Source organism: Gilvimarinus sp. 1_MG-2023 (genome assembly GCF_030548285.1).
In genome coordinates this window covers 1-18692 of sequence record NZ_JAUOSC010000008.1, presented here as the reverse complement: position 1 = coordinate 18692, position 18692 = coordinate 1, and the positions used below count along the sequence as shown (strand labels likewise).

Below are 18692 nucleotides of genomic sequence, written 5' to 3'. Positions count from 1 at the left end.
GTTACTCCGGTTTGGCCTGATCGGGTTGCAGCTGAAAGTAACTCTGACGCAGTATTTGTTGGGCCAAATCGCGGCGCATTTCTTCCAGCAGCAGCGCTTCTTCGCGCTCGATGCCGGTGGCATCGGAGGCGTCCAGCGATCGGGTGACCACCGTTGTCAGCGGGCCGGTGGCTTCGCGCCCGGCGGCATCAAACCATTGGAAGTCTTGGCTCAACTGCAGCTCGTAAGCCGCAGCTAGGCTATCGGTACCTACGCCAACTGTGCGTTTGCGCAGCTCTTCGGGCTCGAGGGCGAGGCGGTATTCGGCCTTTTGGCCCGCCTGGGTCACCATCTCAATCCCGCTTTGGGTAAAGGCGTCGCTCAAAGCTTGCTGCACCGGTGTGTGCTGCTCACTGGAGATTAAGCGCACCGACTCAAGCGTGAAGGGAGGCAGCAAATCACCTCGTACCTGCCAGCCGCAACCAGCCAGCAGGAGTAGAGCGGCCATCAGCCAAGTATTCATAAGCGGCCTCCCTTGTGCAAAGCACGGGTGTGGTTAATTGGCAACAATGTTGACAAGCTTATTGGGTACCACGATTACCTTGCGCACGGTGAGGTCGGCCAAAAAGCGCTGCACATTGTCCTGTGCCAGAGCCAGTGCTTCCATATCATCGCGGGCGGCATCAATTGGCGCTTGGATTTTGTCGCGGACCTTGCCGTTAACCTGCACCACAATTTCAATGCTGGTGCGTTTAAGGGCGGCTTCGTCAGCGCTCGGCCAAGGAGCATCCAGCGGAATATTGTTGTGGCCCAGCGCTTGCCAAAGTTTATGCGCAATATGCGGCACAATGGGGGCGAGCATCAGCACGGCCGTTTCCAGAGCCTCGCGCTCGACCGCTAAGCCTTCTGGGGTGGCCCGGTCCGCCAGCTTGTTGACCTCGTTCATTAATTCCATGACCGCGGCCACTGCGGTATTAAAGGTTTGACGGCGGCCGTAGTCATCGGTGACCTTGGCAATGGTCTCGTGGGTTTTGCGGCGCAAGTCGCGCTGGCTATCATTCAGCGTATTGCCGTCGAGCTTGCCCGGGGTGCCCGCTTGCAGGTGCCCGTGTAGGCTCTTCCAGAGGCGGCGCAAAAAGCGGTTGGCACCTTCTACACCAGAGTCGCTCCACTCCATGCTTTGCTCGGGAGGGGCGGCGAACATCGAGAACAGGCGCACCGTATCGGCGCCGTACTGCTCAATCAGCTCGGCCGGATCAACCGTATTGCCTTTGGATTTACTCATCTTGGTGCCGTCTTTCAGCACCATGCCTTGGCACAATAGACGGTCAAAAGGCTCGTCGCTGTCTACCAGCCCCTCATCGCGCATCAGCTTGTGAAAGAAGCGGGCATATAACAGATGCAAGATGGCGTGCTCAATACCACCGACATACTGATCCACCGGCAGCCAGTAGTTGGCAGCGTCGGAGTCGAGCATACCGTCGGCGAAGTTAGGGCAGGTGTAGCGCGCGTAATACCAGGAGGACTCCATAAAGGTGTCGAAGGTATCGGTTTCGCGTTCCACTGCACGGCCGTCATGCTCGGTTTTGCGCCACTCGGGGTCAGACTTAATGGGCGATTGCACGCCGTCTAGCACCACATCTTCGGGCAGTAATACGGGCAGCTTGTCGGCAGGAACAGGTATTTCCCCACCGCCTGGCATATTCATCATAGGGATAGGGGTGCCCCAATAGCGCTGGCGCGATACGCCCCAATCGCGCAGACGATAGTTGGTTTGCACCTTGCCTTTTTTAGCGGCTTTTAAGGTTTGCGCAATCGCGTCAAAAGCGGCTTTAAAGTCCAGTCCGTCGTACTCGCCCGAGTTTACCAGTACGCCTTTTTCGACATAGGCTTCTTTATCCAGATCAATGGCCGAGCCATCTTTAGGGGCGATAACTTGCTGAATGGGTAAGTTGTACTTGTGGGCGAATTCGTAATCGCGTTGATCGTGAGCGGGAACCGCCATCACCGCGCCCGAGCCATAATCCATCAATACATAGTTGGCGATCCATACCGGAATTTCATCGCCGGTAATGGGGTGCAGCGCTTTTAGACCGGTATCCAGCCCGATTTTTTCCATACTGGCCATATCAGCCTCGGCGACCGACTGTTCTTTGCACTCGGCGACAAACTGCGCGATGGATTCGTCGTTTTCGGCTAGCTGTTGCGTAATAGGGTGCTCGGCGGCAAGGCTGACATAGCTAACGCCCATCAGGGTGTCGGGCCGGGTGGTGTAGACTTCAAAGCCGGTGTGGCCACCGAGCTTCTCGGCCAAATCAAAACGCATCTCCACGCCGCGGCTTTTGCCGATCCAGTTGCGCTGCATGGTTTTTACTTGTTCTGGCCAGTTGGGCAGTTTGTTCAAATCTTTGAGCAATTCTTCGGCATAGCCGGTAATACGGATAAACCACTGAGGTATTTCTTTGCGCTCGACAACGGCACCAGAGCGCCAGCCGCGACCGTCGATCACTTGTTCGTTGGCCAGTACGGTCTGGTCTTCAGGGTCCCAATTAACCGTAGCCATTTTTTTATACACCAGCCCTTTTTCGTACAGACGGGTGAAGAACCATTGCTCCCAACGATAGTAGTCGCTGCGACAAGTGGCCAGCTCGCGGCTCCAGTCGAAACCAAAGCCCAGCTGTTTAAGCTGCCCTTTCATGTATTCGATGTTGGAGTAGGTCCACTTGGCCGGAGCCGAATTGTTTTTAATGGCGGCGTTTTCGGCCGGCAAGCCGAACGCATCCCAGCCCATGGGATGCAGCACATTTTTGCCTTGCATGCGTTGAAAGCGGGCAATTACATCGGAAATGGTGTAGTTGCGCACATGCCCCATATGCAGTTTACCGCTGGGGTAGGGAAACATGGCGAGACAGTAAAACTTCTCGCGACTGGTGTCTTCGGTGACGGTAAAGCTCTGGTTTTCATCCCAGTAGCTCTGGGCCTCGGATTCCACCTCGGCGGGGTGATATTGCTCTTGCATTTTGGGCTGTATTTCCCTGCGGTTTGTCATTGATTGATAAAGACCGCGCATTATAGGGGGTAGGCCGCTTGATACCAAGGGCAGGGCCGGCTATTTCTCGCTCGATGCTGGCAATGTGAACAATCATTCGCCGGCTTATTTGAAAAAGCCTGCGTGTTCATCGGTCAATCCACAATTTTAGGCGGCTTTATTTATAGTCAATTGGCGTCTTAATCACCAATCACTAGGGCACATACCTATATCTCGGCCCATAAGGCCACCGTTAAAACCGCAAAAGTGGTTGATTTGGCAGGGGGTTTGGCATAGAATCGCGGCCCCGAATACGGCTCAAGTCTATAAAACGCATGGGAACCCCATGTTACTTCGTGCCGTCCAAGAGTATTGGAGCAGTTATGTACGCTATTTTTGAAAGCGGTGGTAAGCAGCACCGTGTAGTGGAAGGCGAAACCCTGAAGCTCGAAAAAATCGAAGTCGCCACCGGCGAAAAAATCGAATTCGACAAAGTTTATCTGGTTGCTAATGGCGATGATGTAAAAATCGGCGCGCCAGTAGTAGCTGGTGCTAAAGTGACCGCTGAGGTGGTTACCCACGGCCGTGCGGACAAGGTGAAAATCATCAAGTTCCGTCGTCGTAAGCACTCTATGAAGCGTCAGGGCCACCGTCAGTGGTTCACTGAAGTTAAAATCACCGGTATCAAAGGTTAAGCAGGAGTTTACTCATGGCTCATAAAAAAGCAGGCGGTAGTACACGTAACGGCCGCGATTCGGAAAGTAAACGCCTTGGTGTTAAGCGCTTTGGCGGTGAAGCTGTATCGGCCGGTTCAATTATTGTTCGTCAGCGTGGCACCAAGTTCCACGCCGGTGTAAACGTGGGTATTGGCAAAGACCACACCCTGTTTGCCAAATCAGACGGTACTGTAAAATTTGAAGTCAAAGGTGACAAAAACCGCCGTTTCGTTTCCATCGAAACTGCCTAAGTCATCCTAGGTCGGCTGCCTGGCAGCCACTCGGCGCAAGCCGAATAGAAAGAGCCCCGTCGATACCGATGGGGCTTTTTTGTTGGTAAACTCACAACAAGGGCCGGGTTGTGAGACGTACTCATCCGGTCTAATCAGTTCACTCAGCGGAGAAAGCCGTGAAATTTGTCGACGAGGCACCGATATACGTGGAAGCAGGAAAGGGCGGCAATGGCTGCTTAAGCTTTCGCCGGGAAAAATTTATTGCCAAGGGCGGCCCAGACGGCGGCGATGGCGGTGATGGCGGCAGCGTGTATCTACAGGCCGATGTTAACCTCAATACCTTGGTGGATTACCGTTATACCCGCCGCTTTAAAGCCCAAAGTGGTGATGGCGGGCGCGGTAAAGATTGCCGCGGTAAAAGCGGTGAAGACTTAATCATTCCTGTGCCGGTAGGTACCACGGTAATCGATCAAGACTCCGGTGAAACTTTGGGTGATTTAACCTGTGAAGGTGATCTGCTTAAAGTGGCACAGGGTGGCTTCCACGGCCTGGGTAATGCGCGCTATAAATCCAGCACCAACCGTGCTCCAAGACAAACCAGCCCCGGTAGTCCAGGTGAGTTTCGCAATTTGAAATTGGAAATGAAAGTGCTGGCCGATGTGGGACTGTTGGGCTTGCCAAATGCGGGTAAAAGCACTTTTATTCGCTCGGTGAGTTCGGCCAAACCGAAAGTAGCAGACTACCCGTTTACCACTTTGGTACCAAATTTAGGGGTGGTAAAAGTACAGGAGCATCGCAGCTTTGTAGTCGCCGATATCCCCGGTGTGATTGAAGGCGCGGCAGATGGTGCCGGTTTGGGTATTCGCTTTTTAAAGCATTTAACTCGCTGCCGGGTATTGTTGCATTTAGTGGATGTTGCGCCGGTGGATAGTAGTGACCCGGTGGAAAACGTCAAAGCGATTGCTCGCGAGTTGGAAAATTTCAGTCCGCATCTAGCCCAGCGCAAGCGTTGGTTGGTACTAAATAAAATCGACTTACTACCCCCAGACGAACGCGAAGAGATGTGCCGGGCGATCACCCAGGCTCTTGACTGGGAAGGCCCTGTTTTTGCGATTGCAGCGGTCAGTGGTGACAATGTTGACTCTCTGACAGGCGCGTTGATGCAGCATCTCGAGACACTGTGGCAAGCAGAAAAGGACGACCCAGAGCTGCTAGAAGCTGAATACGCCTTTCAGGATGCCATGCAAGAAGAGGTGCGGGAAAGAATTGAAACCTTACGTCTGCAACACCGCGCAGCTCGAAAAGCTCAAAAATCGAACGATGATGATGACGATTTCGATGACGACGATGATGATATCGAAGTGGTTTACGCCCCTTAAAATCGGTAAGAGTGGAATGCATGTCTAAGCGCCAGGAATTAAATCGCGCCCAGCGCTGGGTGGTTAAAATAGGCAGCGCCTTGCTGACCAATGACGGTAAAGGTTTAGACTATGCCGCCATTGCCGAGTGGGTGGCGCAAATAGCGGCGCTAAAGAAAAGCGGTATTGAGTTGGTATTGGTCTCCTCTGGCGCGGTGGCGGCGGGCATGACTCGGCTCGGGTGGAACGAACGGCCAACCGAGGTTCATCTTTTACAGGCAGCGGCGGCAGTGGGGCAGATGGGTTTGGTGCAAAACTACCAAACAGAATTCTCTCAATACGGCTTGCACACCGCGCAAGTACTGTTGGACCACGACGATTTATCGTCACGCGAGCGCTATTTAAATGCGCGCTCGACCCTACGAGCCCTGCTAGATCTCAACGTTATTCCCATCGTGAACGAGAACGACACAGTCGTGACCGACGAAATCCGCTTTGGTGATAACGACACCTTGGGTGCGTTGGTGGCGAACCTTATTGACGCCGATGTACTGGTCATCATGACCGATCAAGACGGTATGTACACGGCAGATCCGCGCAGCAATCCCGATGCGCAATTAATCAGCGAAATGGCGGCGGCCGACGATAGACTCAGCGCGATGGCCGGCGACGGCGGCAGTTTAGGTCGCGGCGGTATGATCACCAAAGTGCGTGCGGCTAAAGTGGCGGCGCGTTCTGGGGCTGATACGATTATTGTTGGCGGACGCCAGAATGCAGTGCTGACTCGTTTACATGCCGGAGAAGCGCTGGGCACTTTACTCTGGGCTGATCAACAACCACAGGCGGCGCGCAAACGATGGCTGGCGGGGCACCTGCAATCTCGCGGCACGTTGATTCTAGATGACGGCGCAGTGGGCGTATTGCAAAAACAAGGTAAAAGCTTGCTACCGGTAGGCGTGCGAGAAGTGCAGGGTGACTTTAAGCGCGGAGAGATGGTGGTGTGCAAAGATTTACAGGGGCGGGAAATAGGCCGCGGATTGGTTAACTACCATGCTACTGAGGCTGCGCAAATTATTGGCCTCTCTAGTTCAAAAATTGTATCAGTGTTGGGTTATCAAGGCGATGAAGAGTTGATTCATCGCGATAATATGGTTATTCACTGATTTTTACCGCTAATACTGCAAATGTTTAGTGTTAGAATCGTGAGCTCAAGGCGGTGTTCTTACCGGCTTGAGCAGCTATATTAATAATTAAAAAAGGACCCAAGGATGAAGATATTTTATTTGGCACTTGTTACTGTTCTGTTTTTCTCTCACCCCTGTTTCTCAGCAGAGCCTCTTTCCCCTATTGATCAGCGCTATGTGGAGCGTTTAAGTATCGGTGGCCCTACCACCATACGCGATGTAGCGAAGAGCATCTATCGCTCTGAGCAAGCCAATACGCAAGTGTTGGATGTGGCGGCAGAGGTATTAATGCGCGATTATCAGGTCGCTATTGATAACACTCAAATCGATGCATTGGCCTGGGTGATTAAAGCGCTTGCTTTGGCCGACACCAACCGCTATCAGGTCATATTGGCCGAGGTTGCAGAGAATGCTTCACATCGAAAAATAGCCAAATATGCACGAAAAATGCAAGATGACGACTTGCCCGAAGGGCCAGCTTACGAGCCGGGTAGTGTTGTGCTGGCCGATTATGAGCCGGATCAAGCGTCACCAGTTGCGGGCGCAAGCACTGCAACTGAGTCAAACCGAGAAGTGCACCCCATCACTATTGTTCGCGAGGGCATGAGCATTCAGGAGGCCTATGACTTGGTGGGTTATCCAACCTCAGAGCATACCTATCAAACCGGTAAACAATGGATTCCGTTTAACTATAAAGGTGGTGATATTCGTCGCCAAGCTGCCTTGTATAAAGGACAGGGGCGAATTGTTTTTTCCAATACGTCGCGCTATAGCAATAGCTGGCGAGTATTAGAAGTTTTAGTGGATGAAGCTGAGACCGGTTATCCATAATACATATTGCGGGTGAGGGCTGTGGTGCTCACCCGTAGACAAAAATAATAGCCGACATTTTTGAGTGGTAGATGATGCCACTCAACGTCAACTGGCAGGGGCAGTACAGCAGTATATTGGTCAGGCGAGCTTAGTCCAAGCTCGCCTAGTTATGGATTTGGCACGCTTGATGCGGCGGGCATAAATTCTGAAGTGGAAAAATTTAGAATCATCACACAGTAATATTGAATGTGTTCCAAACATAGGTCAGTTTAAATAACCCGTTTGTTGCAATTTCCCTGCGGCCCTTGAGTGAGTTTATCTAGCGTGCAAAAAAATAATATTTGGCATGCCTCACTCGGCATTCAGATCGTTAAACCGGCCCAAAAAGAAATCAAAACACAGCGAGAATGAAAAGGTGCCTTGATGTGTACACTGCTCACTTAACATCTTCGATTCATGGTACATATTGGCCGCTACAATAGAAGTCATATAAGCGGATACTTTGTCATTAAACACATCGCCATGATCTTTGATAAAACTGGTGTCAGTTTTAAGAAAAACAATGGGATCTTGATGGCTGCAAGGTAGGCGGGCAGTGGTTGGATCGTGGGTTGTAGTCGAGCTGTCACAAAAATCGTGAAAATTCCATTCTCCCATGGGTTGGTCGTAGGCATCCATCTGATTGTTTTTGTTTAATGTCAGTGCACCGGTCCAAAAACGCTGGTAATTGCCGATTGTGGTGGTGTCTAGGTTGTGTTCTGAAAATCGATAGGTTTGATCATTGTACAGGCGCTCAAAGTCCACCTCGTCCCATGCTAAAGCGGCAATAGCCTGGCCGATAGGAAAATAGACGTGGGTCGCTTTATCACCTTCCGAGCTTATAACGTGCAATAGCTCCGGCTGAGGCTCTTTAATTTTGGCAAATTGCATGCTGTGCTCTTTAAGCGCAAATATCTGATTCGCCTCTATAGCTGGGTTTAACAGCACGACTCCTTCACCAATAGTAGGCGCCGGTTTATCATCGGCCAGGCCGTGAATCATCTTGGTTAATAATATATTGTCGATGGCAGACAGCGTCATGGCGCCGCCAAAGCTGTGGCCGGCTACCAGTAAAATGTTACTGGGTTTACGTGCGTCAATCTCGGACAGTTTTAATAAGACAGAAGAAACTCCGTTGGTGCCAATTTCTTCGGCAACAGATTTTCGGGACCAATAGGTTAGATATTCAGAGCCTGCGCCATGCAGTGATTTTCCTCGCCAGCCTACGTATACACCCATTAGTTGTCGTTGCCCTAGAATACCGGACGCCCCAATTTTATCCAGAACCTGACGAAAGCTTTTGACATTGCGGTCACTGTCGCTGGCATTGTGTAGCCAGCCGTGTACAAAAACCACTACCGCGACACCTGACTCTTGAGCGGAATAACGCTCGATACGATTGATAATATCGCGCGTCCTACGTCGATCAAATTGATTGCCTCGCTCAGAAAATTCAATAAAACTAAGCTCGTAGTTTTCTCGTTCTTCTATGTAAGATGAGCCACAACCTTGTTGGCAGTCGGCAGGCGGTTGGGTGCGCCATGCCGTATCACGAGTACAGGAGGTGGTAATAAAGGCCAGGATCGCCACGCTCCCTAGCAAAAGTCCTAGGCGGATAAGTGTGTTGCGCATAATATTTACCAAGGCTTAGCTAAATAGGGGAAGTGAGGCAGAAATGGCTTGTCGTTGGTGTTTTTTCTGGGCCAATTCCAAGTTCTGACATCGCCATACGACAGCTCCCACAGTAGGCAATCGCCTAGCTGACAGGTCAAATCGGCAACATCGTCGGTGAGTAAACGACCGTTGGGGAAACCTGCCTTATGGTGCCGACTAAAAATCATTACGTCGGGAAATTTGTCGTAGTCTCGTATGGCAAACAAAGGTGCTAACTTAGACATCAGAACCTTATCGACAAGCCCAGGGTCATTATGTTTTTTGTTGATAGCCTCAAGGTGTTCATAAGGTTCTAGTGTATTGAGAAAGTCGAGCCTGGGTTGCATGGTTCGATTTGATCGTCCTACATGATCTATTTTTTTACCCTTTCGAATAATATCGCCCCACAATACAAAATCCTTTTGCTGCTTGGGGAAGGCATCAAGAGGTATTGCCGTGACCATTGCAACGACATTGGTGCCAAAAAACTTGGGGAAAATAAATGGATCGTCTCGTACACCGGTGAAAACCCGAATGTTGTCTGTCTCTTGCAAAGCTCCTTGCGGTTTAAATTCAACGAGTTCAGCGTTCTCGTTAAGGGAGAACGCCAAGGTGGCACTCTCTTTAATATGCTTTGGACGGTTGATGCTGCCGCCGTATCGCATCCGTTGTTGCGGATTGTCGAACGACACCTTAGAGGTTAAATCGAGGTGTACTCTATAAGTTTGTTCGTGAAGATGATGAATGGGCAGTGGATGATTAAGCCCCGGATGGGTAGTTAAAATGATTATTAGATCGTTGTTATCAATAAACGCAAATAGACCGGATAAGCTTCTAGTCGGTTGTTGATTAAAAACAGGGTCAGCGTGATCAGAGGCGGCGGCTCCCTGCAGTAGCAATAATAAAATAAGGCCAGCAAAGATTTTGATTAACGGTAGCTTTATCATTAGGGTTTTTGGCTCTTGAAGATGACATCAGCGGCTTTTTCGGCGGCCACATAAATTGAGGTGACAATAAAAAAACCGGGTATACGTGGGAAAATAGAAGCATCCACGACGCGTAAATTACTCACTCCGCGCACTTTAAAATCACTGTCGAGCACCGCGAGAGGGTCATCATCGCGACCCATTTTACAAGTGCAAGAGGCGTGGTGGCCCCAAGCACGGTTGCGAACAAATTCCGCTAATTCTTGATCTGTTTGAACCTCTTTGCCTGGCAGTTCCTCCTCGGCAATAATGCCTTTTTCAATCAATGGCTGAGTCATTTCACGCACAAATTTAATGCCCTCTACCACCGATGCTAAATCTTCCCCCTTGGTATCATTACCTTCTTCGAAATAGCGGAAGTTAATGTAGGGGCGATCCAGTGGATCATTGGATGCGAGGCTAACGTAACCGGCAGTATTGTTTGTGTGGGCTTTAAGGATGGCCCATGTTAGATAATTGAGCTTTTTGATTAACTGAGAGTAGCCAGGAAAATAGCCACGAAACTCCGCAAGCAGAGCAAAACAGAATAAATCGGGCAGGGGGCGCTCAGGGAAAGAGCGTTTAATGGCAGCGAGCACGGCGCCGTTAGTGGTGTAGACGCCTTTGCCTTTTAACCACTGTTGGTATTGCGGGTCTTTAGTGTCGTAGTTGGCGTGCTCTAATACCTTCCAGTGCTCGAAGTTCATACGGTTGACGACACCGACTTCATAGCGGTCTTGTAAATTTTTACCTACCCCTGGTAAGTCGACAGAGCAGGGTATATCGTGTTTTTCTAGTTCTTCGCGCGGGCCTATACCCGAGAGCATCAGCAATTGTGGCGTGTTAAAAGCGCCACCGGCCAAAATAACTTCTTTGTTGGCGTAGACTTGGTGTAGGGTTCCCTGTTCGCCACTTGGGTATTGATAGGCGCGATATAACTTTTCGCCTTTGCGATATTCCACTCCAGTGGCATTGAGGTTTTCATCCAGTATGACTCGGGTCACTAAGGCATTGGTTTCAATGGTTAGGTGGTTGGGCAAACGAGCGGCAACCTCTAGTAGACGCTCACGAGTGCCGTGGCGTTTATGCTTATCGGTCGCAAGTGGCGGATATCTGAGTCCGGTGGCATTTTTCTCTACTAGTCGCCAATCGTTCGGGTCGCCGGCGCCTTCTTTAACCCAACCGAGGCGTTGTAAAGGCTTGGCAAGCATTTTAAAGCCGATGGTTCCGGATTCTTCGATCGTATCGATCAGGGCGTGATCTTTCAGAACCGATTCCAGCGGAATCGCTTTTTCAGTGCGAAACCAGCCGCTAAAACCATGTCGCGAAGGGTTGAGTCGAAACAGTTTATGAATCCAACGCCAGACTGGACGATAACGACAATCTTCCATTTTTTGGAAGTAAGAGCGCATATTGCTCGAGTTCCAGCTGTCGTCGCCTGTTAGCTCGGCAATGCCGTCCCAATCTTGGTTGTGAGGGTAAACGGTTATCATGGCATTGTGCGCGGTGCAGCCGCCAAGGCAGCCCGCGCGCGGGTAAAGCACACCATTGACCGGTTGGTTTAAATACTCGGCAGAATACTTAGGGTCTTTTTCTTGCTGGGTTTGGTCACTGTAGTGGCGCACAAAATAGTCCCAACGCATTTCGTTATTTTCGGTAGAAAAGGCATGAAAGACGGGCACTTCGTAATCCTCAGGTAAGCGATTTTCATCACTTACCTGATTAGATCCCCGGTGTTTGACTGGATCTTGCCCGGATTCCAGTACTAAAACGCGCGCGCCGTATTCGGCCAGTCGAGCTGCTACAGTGCCGCCGCCGGCCCCAGAGCCGACGACAATATAATCGTAATTACTCATGTCAAATTCCTTTGTTTATAAGGTTTTTAGAAATTCAATAAGAGCAAATTTTTCCTCGTCACTTAGCGGCGCCTCTTCTTCCGTGTCGGGTAGATAATCCGTGCCAAAATAATGACCTTTGTTGGTTACATAGTCGGGGCAACTACTGTTTTTAAGCAGTGGGTCGACTAAGTTGGCAAAGATCGCCTTGGCCTGCTCGTCGGTTGCATCGGCCGGTAATTTCTTTAAGTCTTTAATTATTTTGACTAACAGTTTAATCCGTTGCTTATCGATATTGCCCAGGTCTGTGTTGTACAACAAATTAACAGGCGTGCCGGCTGGGATTGGGCCCAGAGTAATCCCCTCGGACGAGAAGAATTTAGGCAGTAATTTTGCCAAGATACCTTCAAATTCAGCGACCACCTTGGGCAAGTAGCCCTCAGTAATATTTAAATGCGTGGTTTGCTGAGTTACTTGAATATAACCTGGGTGTTTTTTACCGGAGCGGGTGATGACTTCAAACGGATAATCGTAATCGTACTGATCATCTTGCCCCGAATAGGCGCGTTGTTCCGGCCATAGTAGGCGTTCGATAGACTCGTTAAACGATTTCATACGAGCATCAACGGTGCCTTGGTACTCAAACGGCCCGAGGGCATTGTTTAGCAAAAATGGAGCGCTCGACCAAAGGCTGATTAAAGAGGCAGGGCGGGTATAACCCCGGCCACCGCCAGGCATGGTGAAATCACGCAGCTCACCGGTATAAGGGTTTTGCACGTTAATGGTTCCCACCGGCGGCAGTGATTTGTAAGAGCTGGAGGTGAAGTTGTCCCATATATCACCGGCCAGGCCATTGCGTGCCAGCGGGCTGCAGGCATTGGTTTCGAGTAGGGGTAGGGGGACCCGCAGCTCGTTGGATAAAAAGTTATTGTCGAGAAAATCATCCGCTTGAACGATATCTTCCATCGCTGATTTGAATTGATCGGTCTTGGTGTGTTGCCAGTAATCGTTCCAACATTTTAAGTAGTTATTATTGACGCAACCTTTGTCGGGGAAGAAGTCCTGGAATACATAATCGGGTAGTTTAGAGGAATGGCAGCGCGCACAGGTACTGGCAAAAACCTCTTTGCCCAAGGTGAGCTGAGCTTCATCGTCTGTAAGGTGACTGCTGCCGCCGGGAGCATTTTTTAAGTAATCCGGCTCGGCACTGCCCAGAAAAAATAATGCCACATCAGCGGTTTGGTTTTCATTGGCACGCCAGTAAGCAGAGTTCTTTTGGGCGCTGGCTATGGGGAAGGGGGTGATTTTCTTGCCACCGACCACCGGACGGAAGTGCTCTAACCATTCTTCACTGAAAAGACCTATGTTGACATACACTCGGTTCAGTGCGCCTAGTGCGCCGACCGAATCGGCCCCATCTTTGAGCACACGGGGTGTGTAAACGGTATCAGGGGCATCATAAAACTGACTTAATGCATGGTCGTCAGGAAGGAAGTCATTAAGTTGTTTGTTATCTTGCTCTGGACCTTCAATATTTTCCTTACCCCACTTGGTAGAGAGCTCCAGGCGTGATGCTAAGTTGTAAATAGCATTCATAGTGCGCGGATTATTAATGTAATCGGTTGACACCAAAGAGGTATCGAGCGCGCCTGGCTTTGAGGCGTGAAACAGTTGTTTTAAATAATTACTTTCATCTTGGCGCCACAATAAAATTCTATCCACCCAAAAATATTGAGCTCCTGGGTTAGAGTTCAGGTTGGCCCACTCTGGATTATTAAAATCCTGTGGTGGATTGGTTGGGTTGGGGCCAACATGGCAAAACCCGCACGACATACCGACTCGATATGGGCGAATTAAGTCCTTATTGTCGTAATAATCCGGGTCTGTGTAGTAGCGTACTGGGTCCCAGTTGGCTTCGGCTTGTTCGTCAAACTCGGGATTAGGGAAAAGTCGTAAACCCACAATCCCAGTGCCGTAGCCGTAATAAGAGCCCACTTCGATATTTTCACCGCGGGCGCCGATTTTAATACCAGGATACTCATCCGCATTTTCAAACGGATCGGGTTGACAGTTCTCGTCTCTCACATCGAGCCAAAGGCCGTAACGATCGGCTCTGGGGCTATTGGCCTTCGTGAAGCACGGTTCGTTCACCACACCAAGATATTCCCAGCGGTTATCGCGGCTATAGCCTAATTCAGGGTGGTTAGAAATGGTTTTAAGTAAGTCGGAATTGCCAAAAGTGAATTGGCTAAGCTCGTCCCAAAAACGGTCATTACCGGCCGTCCAAACAATCCAGTTATTGCGCCCCCGGGCAAAGCGTTTAACGGCATCTTCTTCTGATATACCGGGAAAGAAAGGGGCGAGTCGTGCCTGTAAAGCCTTAGGGTTTTTGGAAATTCCGTAATCCATATCGGCGTAGTAATCGTTCGTTGAACCCGATAGCTGATCTTCTTTAACGCCGGCGCACTGGGCTTCGTCGAGTACATTTCCAGCGCCGGACCCGCAGGGGGCATCACTACACCCTGATAATAATAACAACGCAGTGATTGCTGAATAAAAGGTAATGAAGCGTAATGCCCGCATGGTATCCCCCTTCCTTGAAGCCAATAGGTTGCAGCCAGTAGAAACTGGTCATTATTGTTGAGTTGTAGAATTGAAATAATAAAGTTATGAGATGTACTGCTACGTCCAATTGGCGCCACAATTAATGGCGACAGTTACATCTGGGGCTGGACAACATCCTGTTGCTTGAGCACTCTAAACAGAGTTTGCAGAAGAATCAATTAAAATATGCGCAAAAATACAAACGGTATATTTCAGCGCCATAAATGAAAATAATAAAGCGGAAGTGAAGTCGTAGTGTTTAAATTATCTCGCATTGGTAAGTGGGGTAGCTTTGTCTAACCCAATCAGGTGGAATAGGTTGTACGTTTTCATAATATCCGTTTTTTATTTTTATACACAAAGTTGGTTGTTCAAAGTCTACACTGTTATCAAAAATCAACGCTTCATTGGCCATCTCAACGGCCTCTCGAATAAAGGCTGGGCAGCGCGCAAAGCGTTCTATCACTTTGTGTGTTGGTACGTTATGGCCGCCTTCCTCGACCCGTTGGCAAATGCGGGCCAGGCTTATTTGAGGGCTGTTAACACCGATATGAATGAGTTTAGTATGGAAGCCGGCGGCCTTGGCCGCAGCGATAACGGCGGGCTTACTCGGGTGAGAAAAGGTAGACTCCCAAATAAAACTAGTTTGGTTTTTGATGCACATCTGACGTCGTTCGGCAGCAATTTCAGCGGCATGGTAGGCAGCTTGCATGGATTTATCTTCGAGTTCTAAGTGCTGAATAATATCGGCATTAAGAAAGGGTCTGCTGCCCATAATATGATGCAGCTCATTATAGTAATAGCTGGTTTTTCCTGAGCCATTGGGGCCGGCTAAGGCAATCATTGTTGGCGCTGTATTCATAATAGAACCCGTCGGTTCAGTGCGTTATATATGCCTTGGCGGCAACTTATTGGTTGGCAAGTTTAATAACATAGCATAAGTCACTACTCGGACTGATGAATGACGCGACTTTAATGGCCTTAGTTTATGCAGTCTCTGTTCTTGGCTAGCGGTGGTATAAAATTGCGTAAATGTGATTGTGGCGCATTTCCTGCTAGCTATTTGTTTCAGGAGGCTGAACTTATGTCAAATACAACACTACCACCCGTACAGTGGCCCGCGACTTTTGCTGAACTCAAAGTAGAGGCGAGGGTCCCGGAATCTCTGGCGCAGGACTTGGCGCAAGAATTAAAAATGCCTGCCTATATTGCACAGCATCTGCTAGAGGTCTATCAGCCGTTAGCTCAATATTGTGCGGCGCAGTCGGCGGCCCAAACGCAGCCCTATATTCTAGGGGTTAATGGTGCCCAGGGCACTGGGAAATCGACGGCGGCGAAGGTTGTCGGTACGTTGCTTACCGATGTAAGCAAGCTGCGTGTCTGTACTTTATCAATTGACGATTTGTATTTAGGGCGAGAGGCTAGGCGCGACTTGGCTAATCGATTCCATCCTTTACTGGCGACCCGAGGCGTGCCTGGTACCCACGACCTGGCACTGGCGCTCGGTGTATTTGACGCATTAAAGTCTGCGCAGGCAACCACGGTAACCCATATTCCACGCTTTAATAAGGCGCTGGATGACTGCGAGCCCCAGGAAAATTGGGAGCGGTTTACGGGTAAGCCGGATGTTATTATTTTCGAGGGTTGGTGTGTAGGGGCGACTGCCCAGCCGGACTCGGCGCTCGATCAACCGGTCAATACACTGGAGGAGTCGGAAGACGCGAACGGTTTGTGGCGGCGCTATGTCAATGACTGTCTAGGGGACTATCAAGCGTTGTTTGCACAGTTGGATCTACTGGTGATGCTCAAGGCGCCGTCGTTCGATCAGGTACTGGAATGGCGCCAGTTGCAGGAGTCGAAGTTGCGCGACTCGTTAACGCCTGAGCAGCTTGCCAACTCAAAGGTAATGAGTAATAGCGAGGTGGCTCGCTTTATTGCGCATTACGAGCGTTTAACACGTTGGATGTTTGCCGAAATGCCCGCGCGCAGTAATGTATTACTGAGTTTGGATAAAAATCATCAAATTGCCACGATACAGTGCCATACTCCCTAGTGCGTGTATGGCACTAGACAAAAATTAGAAAGACGAGGTTAGCTTTGACTAAATTTGCGGTATTTACCGATCTCGATGGAACCCTGCTAAATCACCACGATTACTCTTACCAAGATGCGTTGCCAGCCATTGCCAATCTTCGGGCGCGCCATATCCCGCTTATTTTAGTGTCCAGTAAAACCCGGGCCGAAATGGCACACCTGTGCCAGGAATTGGATATTCAAGATCCTTATGTGTGTGAAAATGGCAGCGTTATCGTCTTGCCCAAACCGTGGGTGCAACAGTTTAACGTGGATACCTCGACATTGACGGATGCCGGGGAGTATTGGCTGGCATTTCGCGGTGCCGCTCGCGACGAAATTCTCACGATCGTAAAAGCCAATAAGGGCGATTGCCCCTTCGTAGGGTTTGCCGATATGACGGTAGAGGATGTCATCGCTTGCACCGGGCTCAGCCACGAGGCAGCCACCAAAGCCATGCAAAGAGACGCAACCGAACCCTTGCTTTGGCCCCAAGATGGGGCGGGGTCGGAAGAGTTTGCCCGGAAGTTGGGCGTCCACAATTTGCAGCTGCTCAAAGGGGGCCGGTTTTACCACGTTATGGCCAATTGCGACAAAGGAGACTCGGTACGTTATTTGCTGAGTCTTTATCAGTCCTATTATGGGGCAAGTGTGCACAGCATTGCACTGGGAGACAGCCAAAACGATTTAAAAATGTTAAAAGCTGTAGATACAGCGGTGGTTATGCCGCACCCTGATGGCTCATATATGAGTGATAAAGGGTTAATCGGGGAATTGCACGCACCTTACCCGGGCGCTAAAGGTTGGCGTTACGCAGTAGAGCAAGCGTTGCAGCAATAATACTAACGAGGAAGCACCAATGAGTGATTTTTTTCAAAATGGCCGCATCGGCACCCTTCATAATTTAGGCAACCGTCCTGTTGAGGAGTTAGAGGCCGAATTGCTGGAGTGGAGCAAGCAAAAACCTATGTGTTTGGTTTTGCCTTGTTTGTATTCTGAGCTGGAAGGCCCGGCCATGGAAAACATCGTCGATGAACTGGCAAAAGTGCCATTTCTCGATGAAATTATTATTGGTTTAGATCGCGCCGATGAAGAACAATACAAAAAGGCCAAAAAATTCTTTGCCCGATTGCCGCAAAAACACTCTATTCTTTGGAACGATGGCCCGCGATTAAAAGCCGTAGACAAAGTGCTGGACGAAGTGGGTCTGGCGCCGCAGCAACTCGGTAAGGGGCGCAACGTTTGGTATTGCCTAGGTTATGCGCTCGCGAAGGGTAGGGCCCGCGCCGTGGCCTTGCACGATTGTGATATTGTCACCTATAAACGCGATATCGTCGCCAAGCTTTTTTATCCTATCGCTCACCCAACCTTTAACTATATGTTTTGCAAGGGCTACTATTACCGCGCCGCCGGTGGCAAGTTAAATGGCCGTGTTAGTCGTTTGTTGGTGTCGCCACTTGTCCGCTCTTTACAGCAGGTATGCGGTCACAACGATTATCTCGATTTTATTGATAGCTTCCGCTACGCACTGGCCGGCGAATTCTCCATGAGCATGGATGTTGTCAGCTCAATTCGTATCCCCAGTGACTGGGGTTTAGAGATTGGTGTGTTATCCGAGGTTAATCGTCGCTACTCCGACGAACGTGTGTGTCAGGTGGATATCGCCGATGCCTACGACCACAAACATCAAGATCTTTCGGCGGACAACCCCGACGGTGGTTTGTCGAAAATGAGTACAGATATCTCCAAGTCATTCTTCCGCAAGTTGGCTATTCAAGGGACGGTTTTCTCTCCCGAAGTATTCCGTACTCTAAAGGCTAGCTACTATCGTCTGGCATTGGATCTGGTCGATCGCTACCACAATGATGCGGTTATCAATGGCATGACGCTGGATCGCAACAAAGAAGAAGAAACCGTAGAACAATTTACCAAGTGCATTATGCGTGCCGGTGAACAATTTCTAAATGACCCCACCGAGCGGCCGTTTATGGCTAACTGGTCGCGGGTTTTAAGTGCGGTACCTGATGTGTATTCGCGTTTGCTTGACGCCGTGGAAGAAGACACCAAAGAGATCGGTTGATTGTATGGTTAGATGTTGGCGGAAAGCGGATAATATTGTGTAGAACGTAGAACGTAGAACGCAGAACGCAGAACGCAGAACGCAGAACGCAGAACGCAGAACGCAGAACGCAGAACGCAGAACGCAGAACGC

General features: G+C 49.9%; 15 protein-coding genes. 8 read left to right on the top strand and 7 right to left on the bottom strand.

Annotation, left to right across the window (positions count from 1 at the left end; genetic code table 11):
* Position 1: 1 nt before the first annotated feature.
* The gene (locus tag Q4563_RS10395; RefSeq protein WP_215976372.1) at positions 2–502 is read right to left on the bottom strand and encodes an LPS-assembly lipoprotein LptE; all 501 of its coding nucleotides are present in this window, start codon (positions 500–502) and stop codon (positions 2–4) included.
* 33 nt (positions 503–535) lie between these two features.
* Positions 536–2998, bottom strand: coding sequence for a leucine--tRNA ligase (leuS, locus tag Q4563_RS10390; protein WP_215976373.1), 2463 nt, complete (start codon positions 2996–2998; stop codon positions 536–538).
* 392 nt (positions 2999–3390) lie between these two features.
* On the opposite strand from leuS, the gene rplU reads away from it, so the two are divergent.
* The 5 genes from rplU (at position 3391) to Q4563_RS10365 (ending at position 7329) form a co-directional block, all read left to right on the top strand.
* Positions 3391–3702, top strand: a complete 312-nt coding sequence (rplU, locus tag Q4563_RS10385; RefSeq protein ID WP_215976374.1) for a 50S ribosomal protein L21 — start codon at positions 3391–3393, stop codon at positions 3700–3702.
* Positions 3703–3716: 14 nt separating this feature from the next.
* Positions 3717–3974, top strand: coding sequence for a 50S ribosomal protein L27 (rpmA, locus tag Q4563_RS10380; RefSeq protein WP_215976375.1), 258 nt, complete (start codon positions 3717–3719; stop codon positions 3972–3974).
* A 158-nt stretch (positions 3975–4132) separates the two neighbouring features.
* The gene (cgtA, locus tag Q4563_RS10375) at positions 4133–5335 is read left to right on the top strand and encodes an Obg family GTPase CgtA (RefSeq protein WP_303604467.1); all 1203 of its coding nucleotides are present in this window, start codon (positions 4133–4135) and stop codon (positions 5333–5335) included.
* 20 nt (positions 5336–5355) lie between these two features.
* Complete coding sequence (proB, locus tag Q4563_RS10370) at positions 5356–6477, top strand: glutamate 5-kinase (RefSeq protein ID WP_215976377.1); 1122 nt, start codon at positions 5356–5358, stop codon at positions 6475–6477.
* A gap of 105 nt (positions 6478–6582) precedes the next feature.
* Positions 6583–7329, top strand: coding sequence for a hypothetical protein (locus Q4563_RS10365; RefSeq protein ID WP_303604466.1), 747 nt, complete (start codon positions 6583–6585; stop codon positions 7327–7329).
* A gap of 333 nt (positions 7330–7662) precedes the next feature.
* On the opposite strand, the gene Q4563_RS10360 is transcribed toward Q4563_RS10365, so the two are convergent.
* From Q4563_RS10360 to Q4563_RS10340, 5 genes are all read right to left on the bottom strand, one after another.
* Positions 7663–8982 (bottom strand): hypothetical protein, encoded by a 1320-nt coding sequence (locus Q4563_RS10360; RefSeq protein ID WP_303604465.1) that lies wholly within the window; start codon positions 8980–8982, stop codon positions 7663–7665.
* A 5-nt stretch (positions 8983–8987) separates the two neighbouring features.
* A complete protein-coding gene (locus tag Q4563_RS10355; protein WP_303604464.1) occupies positions 8988–9950 on the bottom strand; it encodes a DUF4331 family protein in 963 nt (320 codons plus the stop codon).
* Positions 9950–11824: a GMC family oxidoreductase gene (locus tag Q4563_RS10350; protein WP_303604463.1), complete on the bottom strand. Its 1875-nt coding sequence runs from the start codon at positions 11822–11824 to the stop codon at positions 9950–9952. Before Q4563_RS10350 ends, Q4563_RS10355 begins: the two co-directional genes overlap by 1 nt.
* Before the next feature lie 15 nt (positions 11825–11839).
* Positions 11840–14386 carry a hypothetical protein gene (locus Q4563_RS10345; RefSeq protein ID WP_215976382.1) on the bottom strand — a complete coding sequence of 849 codons (2547 nt, stop codon included), beginning with the start codon at positions 14384–14386 and terminating at the stop codon, positions 11840–11842.
* Positions 14387–14666: 280 nt separating this feature from the next.
* Complete coding sequence (locus tag Q4563_RS10340) at positions 14667–15269, bottom strand: zeta toxin family protein (RefSeq protein WP_303604462.1); 603 nt, start codon at positions 15267–15269, stop codon at positions 14667–14669.
* Between the two features lie 222 nt (positions 15270–15491).
* Between Q4563_RS10340 and Q4563_RS10335 the strand changes: the two genes are divergently transcribed.
* The 3 genes from Q4563_RS10335 to Q4563_RS10325 are packed head-to-tail and all read left to right on the top strand — an operon-like array spanning position 15492 to position 18560.
* The gene (locus tag Q4563_RS10335; RefSeq protein WP_303604461.1) at positions 15492–16460 is read left to right on the top strand and encodes a phosphoribulokinase; all 969 of its coding nucleotides are present in this window, start codon (positions 15492–15494) and stop codon (positions 16458–16460) included.
* Positions 16461–16504: 44 nt separating this feature from the next.
* Positions 16505–17320, top strand: coding sequence for an HAD-IIB family hydrolase (locus Q4563_RS10330; protein WP_303604460.1), 816 nt, complete (start codon positions 16505–16507; stop codon positions 17318–17320).
* Between the two features lie 19 nt (positions 17321–17339).
* Complete coding sequence (locus Q4563_RS10325) at positions 17340–18560, top strand: glycosyl transferase (protein ID WP_303604459.1); 1221 nt, start codon at positions 17340–17342, stop codon at positions 18558–18560.
* Positions 18561–18692 lie beyond the last annotated feature (132 nt).